This window comes from Mycobacterium sp. E2462, assembly GCF_001672685.1.
In the GTDB taxonomy this organism is placed as follows: Bacteria; Actinomycetota; Actinomycetes; order Mycobacteriales; family Mycobacteriaceae; genus Mycobacterium.
In genome coordinates this window covers 1-22,502 of the sequence record NZ_LZKC01000166.1, presented here as the reverse complement: position 1 = coordinate 22,502, position 22,502 = coordinate 1, and the positions used below count along the sequence as shown (strand labels likewise).

The 22,502-nt window shown below is 68.9% G+C and carries 25 protein-coding genes; 10 read left to right on the top strand and 15 right to left on the bottom strand.

Features of this window, described 5'->3' with window-relative positions; all coding sequences use genetic code 11:
• Window positions 1-162: 162 nt before the first annotated feature.
• The 6 genes from A5714_RS07720 to A5714_RS07695 are packed head-to-tail and all read right to left on the bottom strand — an operon-like array spanning window position 163 to window position 6,098.
• Entirely contained in the window at window positions 163-1,332 is a 1,170-nt protein-coding gene (locus A5714_RS07720; RefSeq protein WP_068065869.1) for a lipid-transfer protein, read from the bottom strand.
• Entirely contained in the window at window positions 1,333-1,734 is a 402-nt protein-coding gene (locus tag A5714_RS07715) for a MaoC family dehydratase (protein ID WP_068065866.1), read from the bottom strand.
• Entirely contained in the window at window positions 1,731-2,684 is a 954-nt protein-coding gene (locus A5714_RS07710; protein ID WP_068065864.1) for a bifunctional MaoC family dehydratase N-terminal/OB-fold nucleic acid binding domain-containing protein, read from the bottom strand. Before A5714_RS07710 ends, A5714_RS07715 begins: the two co-directional genes overlap by 4 nt.
• On the bottom strand, window positions 2,681-3,844 hold the full coding sequence (gene fadE29, locus A5714_RS07705; protein ID WP_068065862.1) for an acyl-CoA dehydrogenase FadE29: 1,164 nt from the start codon (window positions 3,842-3,844) through the stop codon (window positions 2,681-2,683). Before fadE29 ends, A5714_RS07710 begins: the two co-directional genes overlap by 4 nt.
• Window positions 3,829-4,848 carry an acyl-CoA dehydrogenase family protein gene (locus tag A5714_RS07700; RefSeq protein WP_068284362.1) on the bottom strand — a complete coding sequence of 340 codons (1,020 nt, stop codon included), beginning with the start codon at window positions 4,846-4,848 and terminating at the stop codon, window positions 3,829-3,831. Before A5714_RS07700 ends, fadE29 begins: the two co-directional genes overlap by 16 nt.
• Window positions 4,848-6,098, bottom strand: coding sequence for a cytochrome P450 (locus A5714_RS07695; protein ID WP_068284360.1), 1,251 nt, complete (start codon window positions 6,096-6,098; stop codon window positions 4,848-4,850). Before A5714_RS07695 ends, A5714_RS07700 begins: the two co-directional genes overlap by 1 nt.
• A 132-nt stretch (window positions 6,099-6,230) precedes the next feature.
• On the opposite strand from A5714_RS07695, the gene A5714_RS07690 reads away from it, so the two are divergent.
• Genes A5714_RS07690 through A5714_RS07680 form a run of 3 tightly spaced genes read left to right on the top strand, consistent with a single transcriptional unit; the run spans window position 6,231 to window position 8,244 of the window.
• Window positions 6,231-7,394, top strand: coding sequence for a steroid 3-ketoacyl-CoA thiolase (locus A5714_RS07690; RefSeq protein ID WP_068065852.1), 1,164 nt, complete (start codon window positions 6,231-6,233; stop codon window positions 7,392-7,394).
• Window positions 7,395-7,397: 3 nt separating this feature from the next.
• Window positions 7,398-7,793, top strand: coding sequence for a hypothetical protein (locus A5714_RS07685; protein WP_197513605.1), 396 nt, complete (start codon window positions 7,398-7,400; stop codon window positions 7,791-7,793).
• A gap of 1 nt (window position 7,794) precedes the next feature.
• Window positions 7,795-8,244 (top strand): nitroreductase family deazaflavin-dependent oxidoreductase, encoded by a 450-nt coding sequence (locus A5714_RS07680; protein ID WP_068065846.1) that lies wholly within the window; start codon window positions 7,795-7,797, stop codon window positions 8,242-8,244.
• On the opposite strand, the gene A5714_RS07675 is transcribed toward A5714_RS07680, so the two are convergent.
• Window positions 8,241-9,146 (bottom strand): SDR family oxidoreductase, encoded by a 906-nt coding sequence (locus A5714_RS07675; protein ID WP_068065844.1) that lies wholly within the window; start codon window positions 9,144-9,146, stop codon window positions 8,241-8,243. The two genes, A5714_RS07680 and A5714_RS07675, sit on opposite strands and share 4 nt — an antisense overlap.
• A gap of 25 nt (window positions 9,147-9,171) precedes the next feature.
• Complete coding sequence (locus tag A5714_RS07670; RefSeq protein WP_369828271.1) at window positions 9,172-9,957, bottom strand: SDR family oxidoreductase; 786 nt, start codon at window positions 9,955-9,957, stop codon at window positions 9,172-9,174.
• 68 nt (window positions 9,958-10,025) lie between these two features.
• On the opposite strand from A5714_RS07670, the gene echA20 reads away from it, so the two are divergent.
• From echA20 to ipdC, 4 genes are read left to right on the top strand one after another with little or no spacing between them, the layout of a single operon-like run.
• A complete protein-coding gene (echA20, locus tag A5714_RS07665; protein WP_068065842.1) occupies window positions 10,026-10,781 on the top strand; it encodes a (7aS)-7a-methyl-1,5-dioxo-2,3,5,6,7,7a-hexahydro-1H-indene-carboxyl-CoA hydrolase in 756 nt (251 codons plus the stop codon).
• The gene (gene ipdA / locus A5714_RS07660) at window positions 10,781-11,665 is read left to right on the top strand and encodes a cholesterol ring-cleaving hydrolase subunit IpdA (RefSeq protein ID WP_068284355.1); all 885 of its coding nucleotides are present in this window, start codon (window positions 10,781-10,783) and stop codon (window positions 11,663-11,665) included. Before echA20 ends, ipdA begins: the two co-directional genes overlap by 1 nt.
• A complete protein-coding gene (gene ipdB / locus A5714_RS07655; RefSeq protein ID WP_068284353.1) occupies window positions 11,662-12,408 on the top strand; it encodes a cholesterol ring-cleaving hydrolase subunit IpdB in 747 nt (248 codons plus the stop codon). The genes ipdA and ipdB overlap by 4 nt, the downstream gene beginning before the upstream one ends.
• Before the next feature lie 40 nt (window positions 12,409-12,448).
• Window positions 12,449-13,522 (top strand): (3aS,4S,5R,7aS)-5-hydroxy-7a-methyl-1-oxo-octahydro-1H-indene-4-carboxyl-CoA dehydrogenase, encoded by a 1,074-nt coding sequence (gene ipdC, locus A5714_RS07650; protein WP_369829429.1) that lies wholly within the window; start codon window positions 12,449-12,451, stop codon window positions 13,520-13,522.
• A gap of 1 nt (window position 13,523) precedes the next feature.
• Here the strand turns inward: ipdC and A5714_RS07645 are convergent, their stop codons facing one another.
• Together A5714_RS07645 and A5714_RS07640 are read right to left on the bottom strand one after the other, a co-directional pair.
• Window positions 13,524-13,913, bottom strand: coding sequence for a VOC family protein (locus A5714_RS07645; protein ID WP_068065831.1), 390 nt, complete (start codon window positions 13,911-13,913; stop codon window positions 13,524-13,526).
• Window positions 13,910-14,638 carry a DUF899 family protein gene (locus A5714_RS07640; RefSeq protein WP_231975831.1) on the bottom strand — a complete coding sequence of 243 codons (729 nt, stop codon included), beginning with the start codon at window positions 14,636-14,638 and terminating at the stop codon, window positions 13,910-13,912. Before A5714_RS07640 ends, A5714_RS07645 begins: the two co-directional genes overlap by 4 nt.
• Before the next feature lie 56 nt (window positions 14,639-14,694).
• Between A5714_RS07640 and A5714_RS07635 the strand changes: the two genes are divergently transcribed.
• Entirely contained in the window at window positions 14,695-15,279 is a 585-nt protein-coding gene (locus tag A5714_RS07635) for a TetR/AcrR family transcriptional regulator (protein WP_068284388.1), read from the top strand.
• On the opposite strand, the gene fadA6 is transcribed toward A5714_RS07635, so the two are convergent.
• The 5 genes from fadA6 to ipdE1 form a co-directional block, all read right to left on the bottom strand.
• Window positions 15,263-16,423, bottom strand: a complete 1,161-nt coding sequence (gene fadA6, locus A5714_RS07630) for a steroid 3-ketoacyl-CoA thiolase FadA6 (protein ID WP_068065829.1) — start codon at window positions 16,421-16,423, stop codon at window positions 15,263-15,265. The genes A5714_RS07635 and fadA6 overlap by 17 nt on opposite strands.
• Window positions 16,424-16,477: 54 nt before the next feature.
• Window positions 16,478-17,095: a TetR family transcriptional regulator KstR2 gene (gene kstR2, locus A5714_RS07625; RefSeq protein WP_068065826.1), complete on the bottom strand. Its 618-nt coding sequence runs from the start codon at window positions 17,093-17,095 to the stop codon at window positions 16,478-16,480.
• A 61-nt stretch (window positions 17,096-17,156) separates the two neighbouring features.
• Complete coding sequence (locus A5714_RS07620) at window positions 17,157-18,293, bottom strand: DUF4878 domain-containing protein (protein WP_082959621.1); 1,137 nt, start codon at window positions 18,291-18,293, stop codon at window positions 17,157-17,159.
• 82 nt (window positions 18,294-18,375) lie between these two features.
• A complete protein-coding gene (gene ipdF / locus A5714_RS07615; RefSeq protein WP_068065821.1) occupies window positions 18,376-19,164 on the bottom strand; it encodes a (5R,7aS)-5-hydroxy-7a-methyl-1-oxo-2,3,5,6,7,7a-hexahydro-1H-indene-carboxyl-CoA reductase in 789 nt (262 codons plus the stop codon).
• Between the two features lie 28 nt (window positions 19,165-19,192).
• Window positions 19,193-20,353 carry an acyl-CoA dehydrogenase IpdE1 gene (gene ipdE1 / locus A5714_RS07610; protein WP_068284346.1) on the bottom strand — a complete coding sequence of 387 codons (1,161 nt, stop codon included), beginning with the start codon at window positions 20,351-20,353 and terminating at the stop codon, window positions 19,193-19,195.
• Between the two features lie 80 nt (window positions 20,354-20,433).
• Here ipdE1 and fadD3 point away from each other — a divergent pair, with 80 nt between their 5' ends.
• Together fadD3 and A5714_RS07600 are read left to right on the top strand one after the other, a co-directional pair.
• On the top strand, window positions 20,434-21,972 hold the full coding sequence (fadD3, locus tag A5714_RS07605; protein WP_068284345.1) for a 3-((3aS,4S,7aS)-7a-methyl-1,5-dioxo-octahydro-1H-inden-4-yl)propanoate--CoA ligase FadD3: 1,539 nt from the start codon (window positions 20,434-20,436) through the stop codon (window positions 21,970-21,972).
• Window positions 21,972-22,502 (top strand): acyl-CoA dehydrogenase family protein (locus tag A5714_RS07600; protein ID WP_197513603.1); only part of this gene is annotated, 531 nt, incomplete at its 3' end. The genes fadD3 and A5714_RS07600, both read left to right, overlap by 1 nt.

Sequence of the window (22,502 nt, the reverse complement as noted above, 5' to 3'; positions counted from 1 at the left end):
AGTCACTCGCTTCGTCACTTCACTGGTACGAGTGTGCCGTTAGTTTCACACTCGACGCCGAGCGTGAAACTAAGTGCACGCTCGGCGGTAAAGGGAGGCGCGCCGCCGAGGCGCGCCGCCGAAGCGCGCCGGCGAGGCGCGCCGGCGAGGCGCGCCGACGACTCAGCCCAGGATCAGGCCCGAGGTCGGCACGCCGGTGCCGGCGGTGACCAGCACGTGCTCGACGTCGGGCACCGGGTTCACCGACGTGCCGCGCAGCTGCCGCACGCCCTCGGCGATGCCGTTCATGCCGTGGATGTAGGCCTCCCCGAGCTGCCCGCCGTGGGTGTTGATGGGCAACCGGCCGCCCACCTCGATCGCGCCGTCGGCGATGAAGTCCTTCGCCTCGCCGCGCCCGCAAAACCCCAACTCCTCCAACTGAATCAGGGTGAACGGGGTGAAGTGGTCGTAGAGGATCGCCGTCTGGATGTCGGTCGGCCGGAGACCGGACTGTCCCCACAGCTGCTGCCCGACCACGCCCATTTCGGGCAGGCCGAGCTCGGGGCGGTAGTAGCTCACCATCGTGTACTGGTCGGGGCTCGACCCCTGGGCCGCCGCCTCGATGACCGCCGGCCGCTGCTTGAGGTCGCGCGCCCGCTCGGGCGAGGTCACCACGATCGCCACCGCCCCGTCCGTCTCCTGGCAGCAATCCAGCAGCCGCAACGGCTCGGCGATCCACCGCGAATTCTGGTGATCCTCGATGGTGATCGGCTTTTCGTAGAAATAGGCCTTCGGATTCTTGGCGGCGTGCTTGCGGTCGGCGACCGAGATCGCGCCGAAGTCACGGCTGGTCGCGCCCGAGAGGTGCATGTAGCGCTGGGCGATCATCGCCACCTGCGCCGCGGGCGTGGACAGGCCGTGCGGATAGGAGAACGAATTGTCGGCCGTCGTCGAATCGGCTTGCACGCCAGCGCTTCCAGCTAACCGGGTCTGCACCTGACCGAACCGCATGCCGGAACGCTCGTTGAACGCCCGGTACGCCACCACGACGTCGGCCACCCCGGTGGCCACGGCGATCGCGGCCTGCTGGACGGTCGCGCACGCGGCGCCGCCGCCATACCCGATCTGCGAGAAGAACTTCAGGTCCCCGATGCCGACCGCGCGCGCCACGGCCGTCTCGTTGTTGGTGTCCATGGTGAACGTCGTCAGGCCGTCCACGTCGGACGGGCTCAACCCGGCGTCGTCCAACGCGTCCAGCACGGCCTCGGCGGCCAACCGCAATTCGCTGCGACCGGAGTCCTTAGAGAAGTCGGTGGCGCCGATGCCGACGATCGCGGCCTTACCCGACAACATCTACGCGTCCCCGATCGTCAGCGTCGCCGTCGCGACGACGTGGTCACCAAGGCTGTTGCGGCCCACGATCTTGCACGTGATCAACCCGTCCTGGACGTCGGTCACCTCCCCGGAGAACGTCACCGTGTCGTAGGCATACCACGGCACCCCGAGCCGCAGGCCGATCGATTTGATCAACGCCGACGGCCCGGCCCAGTCGGTGATGTAGCGCTGCACCAGCCCGGTGTCGGTGAGGATGTTGACGAAGATGTCCTTGGAACCCTTGGCCTGCGCCAGGTCGCGGTCGTGGTGGACGTCCTGGAAGTCGCGGGTGGCGATCGCCGTCGAGATGATGAAGGTGGGGTCGCCGTAGAGCTTGAGCTCGGGCAGCGTCGTGCCCACTTCCACGGTTGGCGCGGTCATGCGTCAGGCTCCCAGGCGTAGAGGGTCCATTCCGGTCCGGAGTCACCGGCCGGGAAGTCGAGATACGTTGCGCGCACCGGCAATCCGATTCGCACCTCGGCGGGGTCGACGCCGCGCAGCTCACCGAGCATGCGCACGCCCTCCTCGAGCTCGACCAGCGCGATGACGAACGGCAACGTGCGGCCCGGCACCTTCGGCGCGTGGTGCACCACGAAGCTGAACACCGTGCCCTTGCCGCTGGCCACGACGTAGTCGATCGGGGCGGACTTGTCCTGCCACACCGCCGGCACCGGCGGGTGCTGCAGGCTGCCGTCGGGCCGCCGCTGAATCCTCAGCTCGTGCGCGTTGACGCCCTCCCAGAAGAAGGCGGTGTCGCGTGACATCGCGGGCCGCATCATGGCGTCGGGGTCCAGGTCCGCCGGGACCGCTGCCGCCGACGACTCCGCTTCCCGCGGCTTGAATTTCAGGATGCGCCAGTTCATCTCGGCGACGTCCTCGTCCCCGACCCGCCAGATGATGTGCTGGTTGATGAAGTAGCCCTCGCCCAGCCCGGTCTGCTTGGGACCGACGACGTCACCCATCTCGGAGGTGATGCTGACCTGCTCGCCGGGCCGCAGGTAGCGGTGGTAGGTCTGCTCGCAGTTGGTGGCGACCACGCCGATGTACCCGGCGTCGTCGAACAGCTGCATCATCGGGCCCATGGGGTCGTCGGTCGGCCGCTCGCCGCCCAGCCCGAACATGGTCCACACCTGAATCATGGCCGGGGGCGCGACGATTCCCGGGTGACCGACGGCGCGGGCCGCCGCCTCGTCGACGTAGATCGGGTTGCGGTCGCCGAGCGCCTCCACCCAGTTGTTGATGATCGGCTGGTTCACCGGGTCGCGGCCCGCCCGCGGCTTGGGGCCGCCGGCGGCCTTGATCTCGGCGATGGCCTCCTGGATGTCGGTCATCGCGGCACCCGCGGCACCTTGAGGCCGGACGCGGCGATCATCTCCCGCATGACTTCGTTGACGCCGCCGCCGAAGGTGATGACCAGGTTGCGCTTGGTCTGCGAGTCCAGCCAGTCGAGCAGCTCGGCGGTTTCCGGCTCGGCGGGGTTGCCGAACCGGCCGACTATCTCCTCGGCGAGCCGTCCGATGTATTGGATGCGTTCGGTACCAAAGACTTTCGTGGACGCGGCGTCGGCCACGTTGATGTCCTCGCCGGCGGCGGCGACCTGCCAGTTCAGCAGCTCGTTGATCCGCCACATGGAGTAGATCTCACCGAGCGCGCGCTTGACCTCGGAGTGGTCGATGGGCGTGACGCCGTCGCCGCCGGGCTTGGACGCCCACGCGTGCAGCCGGTCGTAGATTCCCGCGATGCGCCCCGCCGGTCCCAGCATCACCCGCTCGTTGTTGAGCTGCGTGGTGATCAGCCGCCAGCCGCCGTTCTCCTCGCCGACCAGCATGTCGGCCGGCACCCGGACGTCGTTGTAGTAGGTCGCGTTCGTGTGGTGCGCGCCATCGGACAGGATGACCGGCGTCCAGGAGAATCCGGGGTCCTTGGTGTCGACGATGAGGATCGAAATCCCCTTGTGTTTCACGGCTTCGGGATCGGTGCGGCAGGCCAGCCAGATGTAGTCGGCATCGTGGCCGCCGGTGGTCCACATCTTCTGGCCGTTGACGATGTACTCGTCGCCGTGGCGCACGGCGGTGGTGCGCAGCGACGCCAGGTCGGTGCCGGCCTCGGGCTCGCTGTAGCCGATCGCGAAGTGCACCTCGCCGGCCAGGATCGCGGGCAGAAACTTCTTCTTCTGCAGTTCGCTGCCGAACTGCTGCAGCGTGGGGCCGACGGTCTGCAGGGTCACCGCGGGCAGCGGCACGTCGGCCCGCTGCGCCTCGTTGACGAAGATCGACTGCTCGATGGGGCCGAAACCCAGACCGCCGAACTCCTTGGGCCAGCCCACGCCGAGCTTGCCGTCGCGGCCCATCCGGCGGATGACCGCGCGGTAGGCCTCGTTGTGCCGGTCCTGCTCCATCGCCTTCATCTCGTCGGTCGAGATCAGGTTCGAAAAGTACTGGCGCAGTTCGGCTTGCAGCTGTCGCTGCTCGGGGGTCAGTTCGATGAACATTGCGCTCCCACCAGGTCGAGGCGATGCGACGGCCCGCCCAGCAGCCGGGTCAGGTCTTTGATCGTGGAATAGTACCGGTGCATCGGATAAGTGATGTCCATGCCCATGCCGCCGTGCAGGTGGTGGCAGGTCTGCATGACCGGCGGTGCCTGCGAGGTGAGCCAGTAGCCGAGGACGTCGAGGTCCGCGTCGGCGTCGCGGCCCTCCGAGAGCCGCCACACCACCGACTTCGCCACCAGATCGATGGTGCGCGAGGCGATGTAGACCTCGGACAGTTGGGCCGCCACGGTCTGGAACGTCGACAGCGGCTTGCCGAACTGCTTGCGGTTGGCCACGTAATCGGCGGTCAGCCGCAGCGCCCCGGCCACCAGCCCGTCGGTGTAGGCGCCGATCAGCGCCAGCGCCAACTGGTTGACCCGGTGCGGTGCGGCGCCGGCCAGCACGTCGAACTCGTCGACCGCCACGTCGGCGAAGGTGACCGTATACTCCTGCGAGGCGTTCGACGTCGGCGTCTTGGCGAGCCGCACACCGTCGGCCCTCGGGGAGACCACGACGACCGCGTTGTCGGCGGTCACGACGATCCAGTCCGCCGAGTCGGCGTAGGGCACAGCGACTTTCGTCCCCGCCAACCGGCCGTTGGCCAAGGTGGTCGACGGGCGGTCGGGCAGCGCGGCACCCGGCTCGCTGAGCGCGGCCGTCAGCAGGCCGCCCTTGGCGACGTCGGCCAGGAACCGGTCCTGCTGCTCGTCGGTGGCCAGGTCCAGCAGCGGCACCACACCGAAACCCAGCGTGGCCAGCGCCGGGGTGATGGCGCCGTGGCGGCCCACCTCGGTCAGGACCGTCGCGACCTCGGGCAGGCCGACGCCGTCGCCGCCGAGGCGTTCGGGCACCGGCAGCGCAGCGACGCCGCCGCTGACCAGCGCGTCCCAACTCAGATCCCGGTTCAGGACGGACGTCACCACGTCGGCGACGGCCTGCTGCGTCGCAGTGAGATTGAAGTCCATCAGGACGTCACCGCATGCTTGCCGCTGTAGTCGACCTGCCAGTGCTTGATGCCGTTGAGCCAGCCCGACCGCAACCGCTCGGGCTCGCCGATCGGCTTGAGGTCCGGCATGTGATCGGCGACCGCGTTGAAGATCAGGTTGATCGTCATCCGGGCCAGGTTGGCGCCGATGCAGTAGTGGGCGCCCGTGCCGCCGAAACCGACATGCGGGTTGGGGTCCCGCAGGATGTTGAAGGAGTGCGGGTCGTCGAAGACCTCTTCGTCGAAATTGGCCGAGCGGTAGGACATTACGACCCGCTGGCCCTTCTTGATCCGCACCCCGGCCAACTCGGTGTCCTCGTTGGCGGTGCGCTGGAAGGCCGACACCGGAGTCGCCCACCGGATGATCTCGTCGGCCGTGGTCGTCGGGCGCTCCCGCTTGAACAGCTCCCACTGGTCGGGGTGGTTCGCCATGGCGATCATGCCGTGGGTGATCGAGTTGCGCGTGGTTTCGTTGCCCGCCACCGCGAGCATCACGACGAAGAACCCGAACTCGTCGTCGGAGAGCTTCTCGCCGTCGATGTCGGCCTGGATCAGGGTGGTCACGATGTCGTCGGTGGGGTTTTGGTTGCGCTCGGCGGCCATGGCCATCGCGTAGGTGATCAACTCCAGCGACGACTGCGCGGGGTCGACGTCGGCGTACTCGGGGTCGGTGCCGCCGGTCATCTCGTTGGACCAGCGGAACAGCTTGTCGCGGTCCTCCTGCGGGACGCCGAGCAGGCCGGCGATGGCCTGCAGCGGCAGTTCACACGAGACCTGTTCGACGAAGTCGCCGCTGCCCTCCGTCGCCGCGGTCTTGGCGATGTTCTGGGCGCGTTGAGCCAACTCGGCCTCCAACCGGCCGATGGCCCGCGGCGTGAACCCGCGCGAGATGATCTTGCGCAGCCGGGTGTGGTGCGGCGCGTCCATGTTGAGCATGACGCTGCGCTGCAACTCCACCTGTTCCCGCTTCATCTCCGGCGGCCAGGTCGGGATGGCGCCGTTCAGCCAGCTCGAGAAGATGTCGCTGCGCTTGGACACCTCCTTGACGTCGGCGTGCTTGGTCACGAGCCAGTAGCCGTAATCCTCGAAGCCGCCGGCGCCGTCGGGGATGTCGACCCAGTGGATCGGCTCCGCCTTGCGCAGCTGGGCGAGTTCCTCGACCGGCAGGCCGGCGAGGTTGACGTCGGGGTCCAGGAAATCGAAGTCGGCGGGGATGTTCGGGGGTGCCATGTGAAGTGAGCTCCTTTTACAACACTAATTGCAACGTGTTCTAGTGCCAGTAAAACACGGCTCCTGCGCAGATAAAAGGCAGGTCATCATCCTCGCTTGTCAGACTAATGAAACGTGTTCTAGCCTGACGGAATGGGTATCCCGGTAATCGTCGAAGCAACTCGCAGCCCGATCGGCAAGCGCAACGGATGGCTGTCGGGGCTGCACGCCACCGAGCTGCTGGGCGCCGTGCAGAAGGCCGTGGTGGACAAGGCCGGCATCGACGCGGGCGACGTCGAGCAGATCGTCGGCGGCTGCGTGACACAGTACGGCGAGCAGTCCAACAACATCACCCGGGTTAGCTGGCTGGTGGCCGGGTTGCCCGAGCACGTCGGGGCGATGACCGTGGACTGCCAGTGCGGCAGCGGCCAGCAGGCCAACGGCTTGGTCGCCGGCCTGATCGCCGCGGGCGCCATCGACATCGGCATCGCGTGCGGGATCGAGGCCATGAGCCGCGTCGGCCTTGGCGCCAACGCGGGCCCGGACCGCAGCATCCTGCGGCCCGCCTCCTGGGACATCGACCTGCCCGACCAGTTCACCGCCGCCGAGCGAATCGCCAAGCGCCGCGGCATCACCCGCGAGGACATCGACCAATTCGGCTACGACTCGCAGGCCAAGGCCCGGCAGGCCTGGGACGAGGGCCGGTTCGACCGCGAGATCTCCCCGATCGAGGCGCCCGCCCTCGACGAGAACAAGCAGCCGACGTCGGAGCGCGTCACCATCTCGCGCGACCAGGGGCTGCGCGAGACGACCCTGTCGGGCCTGTCCGCGCTGAAACCGGTGCTGGACGGCGGGATTCACACGGCGGGGACGTCGTCGCAGATCTCCGACGGCGCGGCCGCCGTGCTGTGGATGGACGAGGACAAGGCCAAGGCACTCGGCCTGCGGCCGCGGGCCCGCATCATCAGCCAGGCGCTGGTCGGTGCCGAGCCCTACTACCACCTCGACGGGCCGGTCCAGTCGACGGCCAAGGTGCTCGAGAAGGCCGGTATGAAGATGGGCGACATCGACCTCGTCGAGATCAACGAGGCGTTCGCGTCGGTGGTGTTGTCCTGGGCACGGGTGCACGAGCCGGACATGGCCAAGGTCAACGTCAACGGCGGCGCCATCGCCTTGGGCCACCCGGTCGGCAGCACCGGCAGCCGGTTGATCACCACCGCGCTGCACGAGCTCGAGCGCACGGACCAGACGACCGCGTTGATCACCATGTGCGCCGGCGGCGCGCTGTCCACCGGCACGATCATCGAGCGCATCTAGTCCTTGGTGACCGTTCCCGACGAACGCCGGATCGCCGCGGCGCAGTCCTACATCGACGCGCTGGTCAGCCACGACGGCGCGGCCGTTCCGTTCGCGCCCGGCTGCGTGCGCATCGAACAGGGCATCAAGACCGGATTTTCCGGTAAGCACCTGCGGCGCAGCCTCACTCGCGGACCGCAGTACCGGGTCATCGCCGCGGCGACACCCCCGGAGTTCTCCATCGCCGGTGACGAGGTGCGCGCCGTGTACGACGTGGTGACCAAGGCCGCCCTCGGCGGCCGCCGGGTCGCGGCGCACGTCGACGAGACGTTCGTCATCCCCGCCCAGGGCGCCGGCGGTGACGCCCAGATCCAGCACATCACCGTACGTTTGCAGCCGTTCCTGCGGCGGGAGGCCTGAGATGGAAAAACCGAAGTCCCTCAACGCGCCCTGGGTCACCTTCTTGATGAAGTGGATGGCCAAGGGCAACACGTGGATCTACCGGCGCAGCAACGGACGCTTCGGCGGCACGTTCCAGAAGGCCCCGGTGGCGCTGCTGACCACGATCGGCCGCAAGAGCGGTGAGCCGCGGGTGAGCCCGCTGCTGTACCTGCGCGAGGGCGATCGCGTCGTGCTGGTTGCCTCCCAGGGCGGCCGCGACAAACACCCGCTGTGGTATCTGAACCTCAAGGCCAACCCGGACGTCACGGTGCAGATCAAGAACGAGGTGCTGCGGCTGCGGGCCCGCGACGCCAACGCCGAAGAGCGCGAAGAATATTGGCCGAAACTGGAGGCCATGTACCCCTCGTTCAAGGACTACCAGTCCTGGACCGATCGGGTGATCCCGATCGTGCTCTGCGACCCTCGCTAGGCCCCGTAGACCGGCACCGGCCGGCGCGCCTTGGCGAGCAGGTCGGCGACCACTCGCCCGAGCTCGGCGGGGTCCCATCTCGCGCCCTTGTCGATCTCCGGGCCGTGCGCCCAGCCCTCCGCGACGCGGATCTTGCCGCCCTCGAGCTCGAAGACCTTGCCGGTGACGTCGCGGGCCTCCGCGCTGCCCAGCCAGACGACCAACGGCGCGATGTTCTCGGGCGCCATGGCGTCGAATTCCTGGTCCTGCGTGGACATCATCTCGGCGAACACCGTCTCCGTCATGCGGGTGCGGGCCGACGGCGCGATGGCGTTGACGGTGACGCCGTAGCGGCCCATCTCGGCCGCGGCCACGAGCGTGAGCGCCGCGATGCCGGCCTTGGCCGCGCTGTAGTTGCCCTGCCCGACGCTGCCCTGCAACCCGGCGCCGGAGCTGGTGTTGATGATGCGGGCGTCGACGGTCTCGCCCGCCTTGGACTGCGCCCGCCAGTAGGCGGCGGCGTGCCGCGTGGTGGCGAAGTGCCCCTTGAGGTGCACGGCGACGACGGCGTCGAACTCTTCCTCGCTGGTGTTGGCGATCATCCGGTCGCGCACGATGCCGGCGTTGTTCACCAAAACGTCCAAGCGGCCGAAGTTGTCGACCGCGGAAGCGATCAGGCCCGCCGCCTGGTCCCAGTCCGCGACGTTGGACCCGTCCGCGATGGCCTCGCCGCCCGCGGCGGTGATCTCGTCGACCACACCCTGGGCGGCGCTGCCGCCACCGGCCGGCGAGCCGTCCAGGCCCACCCCGATGTCGTTGACCACCACGCGCGCGCCCTCTTCGGCGAAGGCCAGCGCATGCGCGCGACCGATCCCGCCGCCGGCCCCGGTGACGATGACGACGCGGCCGTCAACTATTCCCATTTTCCGCCCATTCTGTTCGGATCCTCTACTTGATCGCGCTGGCGTTCGTGGTGGCCAGGTAGTGCGGCGGCTCCCCGCCGCCGTGCACCTCCAGCGACGCGCCACTGATGTACGACGCGGCGTCCGAGGCCAAAAAGGCCGCGGCCCAACCAATGTCGGTCGGCTGGGCCAACCGGCCCAGCGGTACGTTTCGCGAAATCGCGGCGATCGAGTCGGCGTCGCCGTAGAACAGCTCGGACTGCTCGGTCTCCACCATGCCGACCACGCAGGCGTTCACCCGGACCTTGGGCCCCCATTCGACGGCCAGGGTCTGCGTCAGGCTTTCCAGGCCGGCCTTCGCGGCCCCGTACGCCCCGGTTCCGGGGGACGGGCGGCGGCCGGACAGGCTGCAGATGTTGACGATCGAGCCACCCCCGGCCTGGGCCTGCATCTTCTCGTTGGCGCACTGCGAAACCAGCAGCGCACCAATCAGATTGAGTTCGATGATCTTACGGTTGAACTTGGCGCTGGACTCTGCGGTCAGCACGAACGGCGAGCCCCCGGCGTTGTTCACCACGGCGTCGAGCCGACCGTGATTGTCGACGATCGAATCGATGAGCGCCGTCACGGCCTCGTCGTCGCGGACGTCGCAGGAGTGAAACTCATACGGCAAGCCCTCCACCGGCCGGCGGGCGCAGGTGATCACCGTCGCGCCCTGCTGGGCGAAGACCGCGCTGATCCCCGCGCCGACGCCGCGCACGCCGCCGGTCACCAGAACCACCCGTCCGGCCAATCCCAGGTTGATGGCGTCGGGTGCTTCGGCGCGAGTCACTGTGCTAGCGTACCAAGCAAGTGCTTGCTTAGGTAGTTGCCCCACCCGCCCCACAAGGAAGTGGCACCGTGACCATCACCCCCACCACCGTCGAACCGGGCATCGTCGCGGTCACCGTCGACTTCCCGCCCGTCAACGCCATCCCGTCGCGCGGCTGGTTCGAGCTCGCCGACGTCGTCACCGCGGCCGGCCGGGACCCCGCCACGCACGTCGTCATCTTGCGCGCCGAGGGCCGCGGCTTCAACGCCGGTGTCGACATCAAAGAGATGCAGCGCACCGAGGGCTTCACCGCCCTGATCGACGCGAACCGCGGCTGCTTCGCCGCCTTCCGCGCGGTGTACGAATGCGCGGTGCCCGTCGTCGCCGCGGTCAACGGCTTCTGCGTCGGCGGCGGCATCGGCCTGGTCGGCAATTCCGACGTCATCGTCGCCTCCGACGACGCCACCTTCGGCCTGCCCGAGGTGGAGCGGGGCGCGCTCGGTGCGGCCACCCACCTCTCCCGGTTGGTACCGCAGCACCTGATGCGCCGGCTGTTCTTCACCGCCGCCACGGTCGACGCCGCCACCCTGCATCACTTCGGTTCGGTGCACGAGGTGGTGCCGCGCGCGGAGCTCGACGAGGCCGCGCTGCGGGTGGCCCGCGACATCGCGGCCAAGGACACCCGCGTGATCCGGGCGGCCAAGGAGGCGCTGAACCTGATCGACGTGCAGCGGGTGAACTCCAGTTACCGCATGGAGCAAGGGTTCACGTTCGAGCTCAACCTCGCGGGGGTGGCCGACGAGCACCGCGACGCATTCGCCGGCACCGCGAAGGGCAAGAAGTAATGGCCGACAAGCGGACCACGCTGGACGAGGCCGTCGCGCAACTGCGCAGCGGCATGACCATCGGCATCGGCGGCTGGGGGTCGCGGCGCAAGCCGATGGCCCTGGTGCGCGCGCTGCTGCGCACCGACGTCACGGATCTGACGATCGTCACCTACGGCGGCCCAGACCTGGGGCTGCTGTGTTCGGCCGGCAAGGTCAAGCGCGTGTACTACGGATTCGTCTCGTTGGACTCGCCACCGTTCTACGACCCGTGGTTCGCCAAGGCCCGCACCACCGGGGCGATCGAGGCGCGCGAGATGGACGAGGGCATGCTGCGGTGCGGCCTGCAGGCGGCCGCGAACCGGTTGCCGTTCCTGCCGATCCGCGCCGGCCTGGGCAGCTCGGTGCCCGACTTCTGGGAGGGCGAGCTGGCCACGGTGACCAGCCCGTACCCCGCCCCCGATGGCGGGCACGAGACGCTGATCGCCACGCCCGCGCTACGGCTCGACGCGGCCCTGGTACACCTGAATCTCGGTGACGCCCAAGGCAATGCGGCCTACACGGGCATCGACCCGTACTTCGACGACCTGTTCCTCATGGCCGCCGACAGGCGACTGCTCTCCGTCGAGCGGGTGGTCGCCACCCAGGAGCTGGTCAAGGCCGTGCCACCGCAGGCGCTGCTGGTCAACCGAATGATGGTCGACGCGGTCATCGAGGCGCCCGGCGGCGCCCACTTCACCACGGCGGCACCGGATTACGGGCGCGACGAGAAGTTCCAGCGGCATTACGCCGAGGCGGCCGCCACCGACGAGGGCTGGCAACGGTTCGTCCAGACCTACCTGTCGGGCAGCGAAGAGGACTACCAGGCGGCAGTGCGCACGTTCAACAAGGAGGCTCACCAGTGAGCAGCACCCGCGCCGAAGTCTGCGCCGTCGCCTGCGCCGAATTGTTCCGGGACGCCGGCGAAATCATGATCAGCCCGATGGCGAACATGGCGTCGGTGGGCGCCCGGCTGGCCCGCCTGACCTTCTCCCCCGACATCGTGCTCACCGACGGCGAGGCCCAATTGCTGGCCGACACCCCGGCGCTGGGCGCCGCGGGTGCGGTCGAGGGCTGGATGCCGTTTGGCCGGGTCTTCGAGACCCTGTCCTGGGGGCGGCGGCACGTCGTGATGGGCGCCAACCAGGTCGACCGGTTCGGCAACCAGAACCTGTCGGCGTTCGGCCCGCTGCAACAGCCGACCCGCCAGATGTTCGGCGTCCGGGGGGCACCCGGCAACGCCGTCAACCACGCGACCAGCTACTGGGTGGGCAACCACTCAAAGCGGGTGTTCTGCGAGGCCGTCGACATCGTGTGCGGCATCGGCACCGACAAGATCGACGCGGACAACCCGGCCTTCCGCTTCGCCAACCCGTACCGGGTGGTGTCCAACCTCGGCGTGTTCGACTTCGACGGCCCGGACCGGACCATGCGGGCGCTGAGCCTGCACCCCGGAGTGTCCCCCGATGACGTGCGCGAGGCCACCTCCTTCGACGTCGCCGGCCTGGACGAGGCCGAGGAGACCCGACTGCCCACCGACGACGAGCTGCGCCTGATCCGGGAGGTCATCGACCCGAAGTCGTTGCGGGACAGGGAAATTCGGTCATGACCGGCCGGCACCCACATCGCTTCGCGCTGCGCCGTCGGCGGTGGCTATGAGATTGCGCACGCCGCTGACCGACCTGATCGGCATCGAGCACCCGGTGGTGCAGACCGGCATGGGCTGGGTGGCCGGTGCGCGCCTGGTCTCGGCCACCGCCAACGCCGGCGGCCTGGGCATCCTGGCCTCGGCCACGATGAACCTGGACGAACTCGCGACCGCCATCGCCAAGGTCAAGGCCACCACCGACAAGCCGTTCGGGGTGAACATCCGCGCCGACGCCGCCGACGCGGGCGACCGCGTCGACCTGATGATCCGTGAGGGCGTCAAGGTGGCCTCGTTCGCGCTGGCCCCCAAACAGGAACTCATCGCGAGGCTCAAAGAGGCCGGGGCCGTGGTCATCCCGTCGATCGGCGCCGCCAAGCACGCCCGCAAGGTCGCCGCGTGGGGCGCCGACGCGATGATCGTGCAGGGCGGTGAGGGCGGCGGCCACACCGGTCCCGTCGCCACCACCCTGTTGTTGCCGTCGGTCCTCGACGCCGTGCAGGGCAGCGGAATCCCGGTGATCGCCGCGGGCGGCTTCTTCGACGGGCGCGGCCTGGCCGCGGCGCTGTCCTACGGCGCCGCCGGGGTCGCGATGGGAACCAGGTTCCTGCTCACCTCCGACTCCACCGTGCCCGACGCTGTCAAGCGCCGGTACCTGGAGGCCGCGCTGGACGGCACCGTCGTCACCACCCGGGTCGACGGCATGCCGCACCGCGTCCTGCGCACCGGCTTGGTCGAGAAGCTGGAGAACGGTTCGCCCATCCGGGGTTTGACCGCGGCCGTGCGCAACGCCGCGAAGTTCAAGAAGATGTCCCACATGACGTGGCGCTCCATGATCGCCGACGGCATGGCGATGCGGCACGGCAAGGAGCTGACCCTGGCTCAGGTGGTGATGGCGGCCAACACGCCGATGTTGTTGAAAGCCGGCCTGGTCGAAGGAAACACCGACGCCGGTGTGCTGGCCTCCGGTCAGGTGGCCGGCATCCTTGACGACCTGCCGTCGTGCGCCGAGCTGATCGAGGCGATCGTCGCCGACGCCGTCAAGCACCTGCAGTCGGCCGCCGCGCTCGTGCAGTAGGTCAGGACTCGACCACCAGCAGCGTGTGTCCGGTCGGATCCCGAAACCAGAACATCGGCGGCACCGGGTCGCCCATCCGGGATACCTGCGCGTCGACGTCGACGCCCAGCTCCTTCATCGCCGCGTGAGTAGCGTCGATGTCGTTGGTGGTCAACGTGATACCGGTGTTGGTCGGTTGCACCGGGCCGGCCTCCTCGGGTGGTGGGGCGAGCGCGACGCCCGTCGTCCCCGCGGGCGGATACACCTCGATCCACCGGTAGCCGCCGCCGAACGGGGTATCGGTGCGCTTTTCGAACCCGAGCGACTCGTAGAAGGCGACCGCCTTGTCCTGGTCGGGTGTCGCCACGCACACCAGGCTGATGGCCGTCAGGCCGGTCGTCGTGGTGGTCATCTCGCTCCTTCTGGTTGGGCGTCGGCGCCGTAGGCCCGCGCGATCTCCTTCGACCCGGCCCACCCGCTGTAGGTGGGCCGCTGGGGCCAGCCGTCCGGCGAGTCCTGCCACTGCTCCTGCCGGCCGTAGGGCAACACGTCGATCAGGGCGAACGAGTGGCCCAGCTGTTCGCACCCGCGGCCGTCGGTGTGCCAGGTGCGGAACGCCCGATCGCCGTGGCGCAGAAAGACGTTCACGGCGAAACCACCTCCCGGCGGAGCGCCGACGTCCGCGCCGAATGCGCTGTTGGCCGTCGAGTACCAGGTCATCGCGTTGCCCACCCGCCGCCGGTATTCCAGCGCCTCGTCGATGGGGCCTTGGGTGACGATGACGAAGCGCGCGTCGTAGTTGTCCAGGAACTCCAGGCGGGTGAACTGCGACGTGAAGCCGGTGCAGCCCGGGCACTGCCACTGCTCGCCCGGGAACCACATGTGGTTGTAGACAATCAGCTGCGACTTGCCGTCGAACACGTCGACCAGCCGCACCGGCCCGTCCGCGCCCTCGAGGATGTAGTCCGGCATGGCGACCATGGGCATCCGTCGGCGCTGCGCGGCGATCGCGTCGAGCTCCCGGGTGGCCGCCTTCTCCCGCACGCGCAGCGCGTCCAATTCGCGCTGCCACACCTGCCCATCCACGACGGGCGGCAATCCCACGCTGTCCACGACGAACCCTCCGGCAATGTTCACGCTGTCAACATGCTAATGTTCACACCGTACACTTGGCGGCCGAGAAGGGTCAAGAGTTGAGCACGCGCAAGACCGGTTACCACCACGGCGATCTGCGCGCGGCGTTGATCGACGCCGGCCTGCACCTGACGCGCACCGGGGGCCCGGAGGCCCTCACCATTCGGGAAGCGACTCGGCGCGTGGGCGTTTCGCCCAACGCGGCCTACCGCCACTTCGCCGACCGCGAAGCTCTGCTGGGCGCGGTGGCCATCGCGATCCAGCACCGGATGGCCGCGCGGATGCGGGTGCGTCAGGCGGGTCCGACCGAGCTGTTGCGGGCCGTCGGGACCGGCTATATCGAGTTCGCGCTGAACGAGCCGGGGTGGTTCGCGGTGGCGTTCTTCGGGAGCAGCGACACCAGCGAAGCATCAGCCGCCGCACCGTATCTCGCGTTGGTCGAGGCGCTCGACGCGATGCGGAAGGCGGGGGTATTGACGCGCGAACAACGCGACGGCGCCGAATGGCCCTGCTGGTCGGCGGTGCACGGCTTCGCCGAACTCGCCCTGCGGGGTCCGCTACGGCACGCGCGCCGTCAGGAGGTCGAGGCGCTGGCCGCGCGCACGGTCGACGACATCATCGCCGGGATTACAGCCGTTCGATGATGGTGACGTTGGCCGTGCCGCCGCCCTCGCACATGGTCTGCAGGCCGTAGCGGCCGCCGACACGCTCGAGCTCGTTGAGCATAGTGGCGAACAGTTTCGCGCCGGTGGCGCCCAGCGGGTGACCCAGGGCGATCGCGCCGCCGTTGGGGTTGACCTTTGCCGGGTCGGCCTTGATCTCCTTGAGCCAGGACAGCACCACCGGGGCGAACGCCTCGTTGATCTCCACGGTGTCGATGTCGTCGATCGACAGCCCCGTCTTCTCCAGCGCGTGGCGGGTCGCGGGGATGGGGCCGGTCAGCATGAACACCGGGTCCGCGGCGCGCGCGCTGATGTGGTGGATGCGGGCCCGCGGCGTCAGGTTGTGGTCCTTGACCGCCTGCTCGGAGGCCAGCAGCACCGCGCTGGCGCCGTCGGAGATCTGGCTGGCCATGGCCGCCGTCAAGCGGCCGCCGTCGACCAGCGTCTTGAGCCCGGCCATCTTCTCCAACGACGACTCGCGCGGGCCCTCATCGACGCGGAACGGCCCGGATTCGGTTTCCACGGTGATGATTTCGTTGTCGAAGTGGCCGCCGCGAATCGCCGCGAACGCGCGCTCGTGGCTGGTCAGCGCGTATTGCTCCATCTCCTCGCGGGAGATGTTCCACTTCTCGGCGATCAGCTCCGAGCCGCGAAACTGCGAGATCTCCTGGTCGCCGTAGCGGTGCAGCCACTGCTTGGACTCGTTGGTCGGCGAGGTGAATCCGAATTGCTCGCCGACGGTCATCGCCGACGAGATGGGGATCTGGCTCATGTTCTGCACGCCACCGGCGACGATGAGGTCGGCGGTGCCGGCCATGATCGCCTGCGCGCCAAACGAAATGGCCTGCTGGCTGGAGCCGCATTGCCGGTCCACGGTGACGCCGGGGACCTCCTCGGGGTAACCGGCGGCCAGCCAGGACAGCCGGGCGATGTTGCCCGCCTGCGCCCCGATGGCGTCGACACAACCGGCGATCACGTCGTCGACCGCGGCGGGGTCGACGTCGATCCGGTCGAGTAGCCCGCGCCACCCCAGCGCGCCGAGGTCCACGGGGTGCACGCCGGCCAGCGATCCGTTGCGCTTGCCGACCGCGGTACGTACAGCGTCGATGACGTACGCCTCAGCCATGGTGTCGCTCCTTCTCATCACTTCGTTGTGCGTCCTCGCCGATACGAGCCATGTTCAGACTCCCCTACCGTCGGGACAATCTTTGGTGATCCCGCCGAGCACGATGGCGAGGTATTGCTGGCCCACCTGTTCCGCGGTGAGCGGGCCGCCGGGTTTGTACCAGCGCACCGACACCCACGTGGTGTCGCGGATGAAGCGGTAGACCAGGTCGACGTCGAGGTCGGGCCGGAAGTAGCCGCCGTCGATGCCCTGGTGCAGCACCTCCAGCCACATCTTGCGCTGTTGCCGGTTGCGGTCCTCGAGGTAGGCGAACCGGGGCTGCGACAGCAACCGCTGGGCCTCGTCCTGGTAGATGACGACCTGGGCATGCCGGTCCTCGATCGCCTCGAAGGACGTCATGAACAGCCCCCGGAGCCGCTCCAGCGGATTGGATTCGACCTCGACGATCTCGCGGTAGCGGGCGAACAGCCAGTCCAGGAAGTCGCGCAGCAGCTCGTCGACCATCTCCTCTTTGGACGAGAAGTGGTGATACAGGCTGCCGGAGAGAATTCCGGCGCCGTCGGCGATGTCGCGCACCGTCGTGGCGCGCAGGCCCCGCTCGGCGAACATGGTCGCGGCGAGCCCCAGCAGCTCGTCGCGCCGGCTGTTCGCCTGACCGGTGACTCGGTCCACCCGGCAAGGATATCAACCAAGCGCTTGCTTGGCGAATGGCCAACCGGCGGTCCGGGCTACGTCAGCGCAGCGACACCGCCGGCGGGGTCTGCGACTCGTCGGCGGTCCCGGACACGAACGCGTTGACGACGCTCGTCTTGGTGTCGCCGGACCGCGTCTTGGCCGTCAGCGGGAACGTGACCTGCCCGGCGAAGTTGGCCTCGAGACGGTACGGGTCGAACACGGTGATCTTGACGCCCCCGACGTCCGGCGGGCCCCAGACCGCGGTCCCGTCCGCAAGGTCGTAGTCGTAGGCGTGCTGCGGGCAGTCGACCGGCCGCAACAGGTTGGACTGCGTGCACGCGGCCAGCGCGGCCGAGATCGCGGAGGCGGTCGCGGACAGTCCCTTGTCGCTGAGTTTGAAGTCGAGGTCGTTGAAGTACGAGCCGGAGACCGTCAGATTGTCCAGCAGGAACGGCTTTTTCGGGGCGACGGCCAGGTTCGAGTTGGTGCTGCCGACGTCCACCCAGCCCGGGAAGATGTACGCGGGCGCCGACCCGACCGGCCTGCCGAAGAACGTCGCGGTCTTCACGGCGGCCTGGTCGAGGCCGGCGTTGAGGGTGTCCACCTTGATCGCGGAGTGGTCCAGTTTCCAGTCCTTGCCCGACTTCTTGATCGACATGGTGACGTCGGAGGTGTTGTCGCCGAACTTCGCCGACACGTGCACCTGCGCGTAGCCGAAGCTGTGGGCCGAGTTGTCGTCGAGGATCTTGATGTCGGTGATCGGCCAGCGGGCGATCTGCCGCTTGAGGACGTCGTCGGTGAGGAAGTCCTTGGACGCAGGTTGGTCGGTGCTGTAGGTCAGGGCGGACTGGGCGTCGCCGCGGGCCAGCGCCTCCAGGTACCCCTTGACGGCGTCACCGGCGTTGCCCTTGCCGCCACCGCCGCTCGAGAGGGCGATGACGACGATCACGACGATCACCAGGACCGCGGCGCCCACACTGAGCCCGATGATCAGCGGCTTGCGGTTGCGCGGTGCGCCGGGTGGCGCGTTGAAGCCCGCGACCGTCACCGGCGGCTGCTGCGCGGGCCATCCGCCGTAGGCGGGTGGCGCGGCCTGACCCCATTGGCCAGGCCACGTTCCGTCCGATTGCCAGGGGCTGCCCGGCGGGGGATTGGGCTGAGCGCCCCACGGATTGAAACCCGGGCCGTCGCTCACAACACCCTCCTACCAGCGTCGACTGTGTCGGTCGCTCATTGTATGCACGGTGCGTGGCCGCGCCAGTCAGCGCTGCCGAGCCTTAAGGGTGCTGGCTGGAGACGGAGATGACCTCGCCGGTGAGGTAGCTGGAGTAGTCGCTGGCCAGGAAGGCGATGGTCGCCGCCACCTCCCACGGCTCGGCGGCCCGGCCGAACGCCTCGCCGGCCGAGAGCCGGTCGAGCAGGTCGGCCGACGACGTCTTCTCCAGGAACTTGTGCCGCGCGATGCTCGGGGACACCGCGTTGATCCGGACGCCGTACTCGGCGGCCTCGATCGCGCTGCACCGGGTCAGCGCCATCACCCCCGCCTTGGCGGCCGCGTAATGCGATTGCGAGTGTTGCGCCCGCCAGCCCAGGACGCTGGCGTTGTTGACGATCACCCCGCCGTGCGACGCGTCACGGAAGTACCGCAGGGCCGCTCGGGTGGCGCGGAACACCGACGTCAGCGTCACGTTCAGCACGCGGTCCCACTCCTCGTCGGTCATGTCGACCACCGGCGTCTGCCCGCCCAGCCCGGCGTTGTTGACCAGCACGTCGAGCCGGCCCAGGCGCGCGGTCGTCGAGGCGATCAGGGCGTCGAGCTGGGCGGTCGAGGTCACGTCGCAGACCACGCTCTCGACGCGGCCCAGGCCCAGCCCGGCCAATTCGGCCGCCGTCTCGCCCAAGCGGCGTTCGTGATGGTCGGAGACGACGACGTCGGCGCCCTCCGCCAGCGCCCGCCGCGCCGTGGCCGAGCCGATGCCGGTGCCCGCGGCCGCGGTGACGACCACGACCTTGCCCTGCAACAGCCCGTGGCCGGCAATCTCTTTCGGAGCCTCGGACAGACTCATGCTTCCTCCTGTGTCTTCGCGCAAGCGCTCATCCACGAACTTCTCGAGGTAGGCCGAGCACGCGTTCGGCGATGATGTTGCGCTGAATCTCGTTGGAGCCGCCGTAGATGGTGTCCGCGCGGGTGAACAGGAACAGCCGCTGCCACTCGTCGAACTCGCCGTCGCGCAACGCCAGCCCCGGCTTGCCGATGACGTCCATCGCCAACTCGCCCAGCGCGCGATGCCAGTTAGCCCACAACAACTTCGACACATTATCTTTCCCGGCGGCCTGGCCGCCTCCCTCGACGTCCATGGTGGCCAGGGCGTACGAACGCATGGCCCGCAAGCCCGTCCAGGCCCGGGTCAGCCGCTCGCGGATCACCGGGTCGTCGGCGGCGCCGGTGCGTTGAGCAAGCTCGGCGAGGTTGGAAAGCTCACGGGCGTAACGGATCTGCTGGCCGAGCGTCGAGACGCCGCGCTCGAACGTCAGCGTGCCCATCGCGACCCGCCAGCCGTCACCCGGCTGGCCGACCACCAGCGAGGCGTCGGTGCGGGCGTCGTCGAAGAACACCTCGTTGAACTCCGAGTCGCCGGTCAGCTGGATGATCGGGCGCACCTCGACCCCCGGTTGGTCCAGGGGCACCAGCAGATAGGACAGCCCGGCGTGCCGCTTCGAGCCCTTCTCGGTGCGCGCGACCACGAAGCACCACTGCGCCCAGTGCGCCAGCGACGTCCACACCTTCTGGCCGTTGATCACCCACTCGTCACCGTCGAGTTCGGCGGTGGTCGCGACGTTGGCCAAGTCGCTGCCGGCGCCGGGCTCGGAATAGCCCTGGCACCACAGCTCGGTGACGTCGCGGATGGGCGGCAGGAAGCGCTGCTGCTGTTCGGGGGTGCCGAACGCGATCAGCGTCGGGCCGAGCAGCTCCTCGCCGAAGTGGTTGACCTTGTCCGGGGCGTCGGCGCGCGCGTATTCCTCGTAAAAGGCCACCCGGTGGGCGGTGGACAACCCGCGGCCGCCGTGCTCGACGGGCCAGCCCAGGCAGGTCAGCCCCGCCGCGGCGAGATGCTGGTTCCACGCCCGGCGCTCCTCGAACGCCTCGTGTTCGCGGCCGGGGCCGCCGAGGCCCTTGAGCGCCGCGAAGTCGCCGACCAGGTTCTCGGCCAGCCAGTGGCGTACCTCCGCCCGAAACTCCTCGACGTCCTGCATGCCCTGTAGGCTAACCTACCAAGCACTTGCTTTGTTAGGCCGTCGGCGACCTCGCGGGCGGAACCCTCGAGGAGCATTCGATGACGAACGATCCCCGCACCGTGCCCGCGGCGCTGGATCGCTTCGCGCACCAATATCCCGATCACCCCGCGCTGCTCACCGACGAGCGATCCTTCACCGCCGCCGAGCTGCGCGCCGAAGTGCACCGCGCCGCGGCCGCGCTGATCGCCCTCGGCGTCCAGCACGGCGACCGGGTGGCCGTGTGGTCCCCCAACACCTGGCACTGGGTGATGGCCTGCCTGGCGATCCACCACGCGGGCGCCGCGATGGTGCCGTTGAACACGCGCTACACCGCCGCCGAGGCCACCGACATCCTGGCCCGCACGAAGGCGCCGGTGCTGTTCGCGATGGGCCGCTTCCTCGGCCACGACCGCGTCGCGGACCTGGACCGCTCCGCGCTGCGGAAGCTGCGCCACATCGTGCGCATCCCGATCGACGCGGCCGACGGCACCTGGGACGAATTCCTGGCCCGTGGAACGGATCCGGGGACGGTCGCCGAACGCGCCGCCGCCGTCACGCCCGACGACGTCAGTGACATCCTGTTCACCTCCGGCACCACCGGCCGCAGCAAGGGCGTGCTGTGCGCGCACCGGCAGTCGCTGTCGGCCTCGGCGTCCTGGGCCGCCAACGGCAAGATCACCAGCGACGACCGCTACCTGTGCATCAACCCGTTCTTCCACAACTTCGGGTACAAGGCCGGCATCCTGGCCTGCCTGCAGACCGGCGCCACGCTGATCCCCCACCTCACCTTCGACCCGCTACGCGCGCTGCAGGCGATCGAACGACACCGCATCACCGTATTGCCGGGCCCGCCAACGATTTACCAGACACTGCTGGATCATCCCGCGCGCGGTGACTACGACCTGAGCTCGCTGCGCTTCGCGGTGACCGGCGCCGCCACCGTCCCGGTGGTGCTGGTGGAGCGCATGCAAACCGAGCTCGACATCGACATCGTGCTCACCGCTTACGGCCTCACCGAGGCCAACGGCATGGGCACGATGTGCCGCGCCGACGACGATGCCGTCACCGTCGCCACCACGTGCGGCCGGCCGTTCGCCGACTTCGAATTGCGCATCGATGCAACCGAACCCGGATCGGACACCGGAGAGGTGCTGTTGCGCGGACCCAACGTGATGCTCGGCTACCTCAACGACCCGGCGGCCACCGCCGCCGCGATCGACGCGGACGGCTGGTTGCACACCGGCGACATCGGCGCGCTCGACGCGGCCGGCAACCTGCGCATCACCGACCGGCTGAAGGACATGTACATCTGCGGCGGCTTCAACGTCTACCCGGCCGAGATCGAGCAGGTGCTCGCCCGCCTCGAGGGGGTGGCCGACGCGGCCGTCATCGGGGTGCCCGACGAACGGCTGGGTGAGGTCGGCCGGGCCTTCGTGGTCCCCCGGCCGGGCGCCCGGCTCGACGAGGAGTCCGTGATCGCCTACACCCGAGAACACCTGGCGAACTTCAAGGCGCCGCGCTCGGTGCGGTTCGTCGACGAACTGCCCCGCAACGCGGGCGGCAAAGTGCTCAAACCACAACTGCGAGAGCTGACCTGATGGATCTGAATCTGGACGAGGGGACGCTGGCCTTCGCGGCCGAAGTCCGGAATTTCTTGTCGGACAACGCCGAAGCCGTTCCGACGAAGTCTTATGACAACGCCGAGGGCTTCGACCAGCACCGGCGCTGGGACCGGGTGCTTTTCGACGCCGGCCTGTCGGTGATCACCTGGCCGGAGAAGTACGGGGGCCGCGACGCGCCGCTGCTGCACTGGGTGGTGTTCGAAGAGGAGTACTTTCGCGCCGGGGCGCCGGGGCGGGCGAGCGCCAACGGCACGTCGATGCTGGCGCCCACCCTGTTCGCGCACGGCACCCCCGAACAGCTGGACCGCATCCTGCCGAAGATGGCCAGCGGTGAGCAGATCTGGGCGCAGGCCTGGTCGGAGCCCGAATCGGGCAGCGACCTGGCGTCGTTGCGGTCGACCGCGACGCAGACCGACGGGGGTTGGCTGCTCAACGGCCAGAAGATCTGGAGTTCCCGGGCGCCGTTCGCGGACATGGGATTCGGCCTGTTCCGCTCGGACCCGTCC